Here is a 3,148-nt window from a genome sequence, read left to right as displayed (position 1 = left end):
AATTATATACAACAAACAAAAAAGTTGAAAAATAGTCGGAAAATCCAGATGTACCAAGGGATTAAGTAAGGTCGGCGGAGAATTAAGTGATAAAGTCGGGAAATTTAAATTACAACAGCACAATACGACTTCTAATACATTTTTAGAAATGCATTGAAATCAGCTAATTAATTTATTCACATTTTATAGTATGTTGAAATAGAATATGAACAAATTGATTGAGAAATTCATCCTCATTTTTAACAATATTTCAGAAACCGATGTATCCTATTCTTGACTCAATGTACTATATCTCAATCCACTATAACGCTTCTTAAAATCATCCACCGCTATCTATGACTTCTACCTTTCAAAGCTAGTTAAGTTTAAAAAAAGAAGCTGGAAAAATAACTTTCCCAACTCCTTGTATTGAATATTTTTTTAGTTTCACTTATTTTTTCAAGCGTTCAACATCACGGGCAATGACTAATTCTTCATCTGTTGGAATAACCAAGACACGGATCTTCGCTGCATCTGTTGAGATGTCTCCTGTCACACCAAAGATATTCTTTTCATCATCAACATCACAACCAAACCACGAAATTCCTGAGATTACATCATGACGGAAATTTTCTGCATTTTCACCAACACCTGCTGTGAAAACAATGGCATCTGCTCCGTTTAGTACTGCAAGGTACTGACCGATATGTTTTTGAATACGGTCAACATACATTTCATAAGCCAAGCTAGCGTCGTGATTCCCTTCTGCTACAGCAGCTTCTATGTCACGCATATCGCTAGAATTAGCAGAAACTCCCAAAAGACCCGATTCACGATTAAGAACACTACTGATATCTTCTGGTGTATTAAAATCCTCTGTATATTGCATTAAATAAGGAATGATAGCTGGATCAATGTCCCCTGTACGCGTTCCCATCATAATACCACCCAGAGGAGTGAAGCCCATAGAAGTATCAACAGATTTGCCGGCTTTCACAGCTGTAATTGAGCCTCCGTTACCAATATGACAGGTAATCAACTTCAAGTCTTCTAATGGACGTCCCAAGAGTTTTGCAGCTTCTCCTGCTACAAACTGGTGACTTGTACCATGAGCACCGTATTTACGAACCTTGTTTTCTGTGTAATATTTTGTTGGTAGAGGGTAGCGATAAGCTTTCTCTGGCATAGTTGCGTGGAAGGAAGTATCAAAAACAACTACACTGGTAATGTCTGGCAACAATTCCTTGAAGGCACGAACACCTGCTGCATTGGCTGGATTGTGGAGAGGAGCCAACAAGCTCAACTCTTCAACTTTTTCTAAAACATCCCCCTCAACAACTGTTGATTCTTTGAAATATTCTCCACCCGCAACAACACGGTGTCCAACACCTGTAATCTCATCATAAGCCTTGATAATATCGAAACGAATCAAGTCATCCAATAAGATTTTAACAGCTTGTGTGTGATTTTCGATATCTAAAATTTGTTGTTCAGAACGGCCATCAAATTTTACAGTTGAAATTGAATCTTTCAAACCGATACGTTCAATCAAGCCTTTCGCCAATACTTTTTCTTCTGGCATTAAGTATAATTGCCATTTTAAACTTGAACTTCCTGCATTTATTGCGATTGTTTTTGTCATTATCAATTACCTCTTTTAAGCGTTTTCAACTATTATAACAAAATCTATTTTATATTTCAGTACCTTTGCTCCAATTTTGAAAATTTTCTTTGAATTTCATTAAAATGCTTGCATCTTGCAAGCTAGCAAGTGGATACACAAAAGGCTCTACTGCTATTTCATTTTTCTTCTGTAAGATAAAAATAGTCTTAGATTGGTTGACATTGGCAAAGAGATTTTCAGGCAGACTAATCATAGCAACCAGACTCGCCTCTTCTTTCAGCCACCCTTTTAACAAATCACTTTGAGGGCTGGTCAACAAATCACTCGGAGCTAGAAAAATAGCGTATCCGTCTAACTTGAGATACTTAAGCCCTTGTTCCATGAGCAAGTGATGGGCGTAAGTATATTCTTGGCTAGAAGCAACTTGATGACGCGACGCAACGGCATCATCAGGATAATAGCCGACCGGCAAGTCGCTGATGACCACATCGCTTTCTTTGAGCATTTGTGGACGAACGGCATCTCCTTGGACAAAGCCAGCCTGCAATCCGATCACGTCTGCCATGCTAGCTGCCAAATCAATCAGCAAATCATCCACTTCCATTCCCAAGTAATCCACCTTTTTATCAAGCGAGGTCAAGAAAGTAGCGCCCAGAATTCCCATGCCAGAACCCATTTCGAGGATAGTGATTTCTTCCTCTGTAAACAACTCTTCCACAATAAATACCAAAAGCAAGGCAATAGCATCTGGCGTAAACTGGTGATTAGCCTGCAGGGGCTCTGTCTGCCCAGCCTTCATCAAGAGAAACTGGTAGGTCTTGAGCCATTCTTCTTTGAGAAGCGCTAAGCGTTTAAGAACCTGATTGTTGTCTTTGACCTGATTTAGCTCAGTTTCACCGTCCAGATAGATGCTATTTTGCTCCACCAAGGCGTCATAAAAGTTGGTCGTCAAATCATTTTGGATGACTTGGACATTCTCTAGTAAATAGGTATAAGCTTGTTCAATTTTTTCAAAATCCATATTCCTATCTTACCAAATTTCCCTTCTTTTTTCCATCCTTATAGAAAATCCTATATGAAAGAGTATAAATGACAAGTTGGGCATCTAAATCTGACAGCAAAAGTTTCGTTGAATTTATTTCTATTGACTCTTGGCAGGGATGTTTATTCCGACAAATGGTCATAGAAATATAGCCGCCCAACTTCCCTAGAGAAAAAACGAAGCATGAATTGACTTACTATTTTTACAGAGTTTTCCAAGTGTTATACTAAGTTTCCATTTATATCTTTTCCCATTTTCCCAACAAAATTTTAAAGAGTTTTTATTTATTAGACTTCCTGCGAAACAAAACATGGTATAGTAGTTCTATGAATTATGAAGCAAGTAAACAACTAACTGATGCACGATTCAAGCGTCTTGTTGGTGTTCAGCGCACCACTTTTGAAGAGATGTTAGCTGTATTGAAAACAGCTTATCAAGGTAAACACGCAAAAGGGGGACGAAAACCTAAACTAAGCCTAGAAGACCTTCTTATGGCGACTTCA

At 38.2% G+C, this 3,148-nt stretch carries 2 protein-coding genes and 1 pseudogene; 1 reads left to right on the top strand and 2 read right to left on the bottom strand.

What is annotated here, in order from left to right; genetic code table 11:
* Positions 1–430: 430 nt before the first annotated feature.
* A complete protein-coding gene (locus HT693_RS11600; RefSeq protein ID WP_023937040.1) occupies positions 431–1,621 on the bottom strand; it encodes an acetate kinase in 1,191 nt (396 codons plus the stop codon).
* Between the two features lie 49 nt (positions 1,622–1,670).
* Complete coding sequence (locus HT693_RS11595; RefSeq protein WP_050971505.1) at positions 1,671–2,624, bottom strand: class I SAM-dependent methyltransferase; 954 nt, start codon at positions 2,622–2,624, stop codon at positions 1,671–1,673.
* 347 nt (positions 2,625–2,971) lie between these two features.
* Here HT693_RS11595 and HT693_RS11590 point away from each other — a divergent pair.
* Positions 2,972–3,148, top strand: a pseudogene (locus HT693_RS11590) (IS5/IS1182 family transposase); the annotation flags it as partial.

It is taken from the genome of Streptococcus sp. 2154 (assembly GCF_013277255.1).
GTDB lineage: Bacteria > Bacillota > Bacilli > Lactobacillales > Streptococcaceae > Streptococcus > Streptococcus pseudopneumoniae.
Note: the sequence above shows the minus strand (reverse complement) of the source record. Positions and strands in the feature narration are given on the sequence as shown.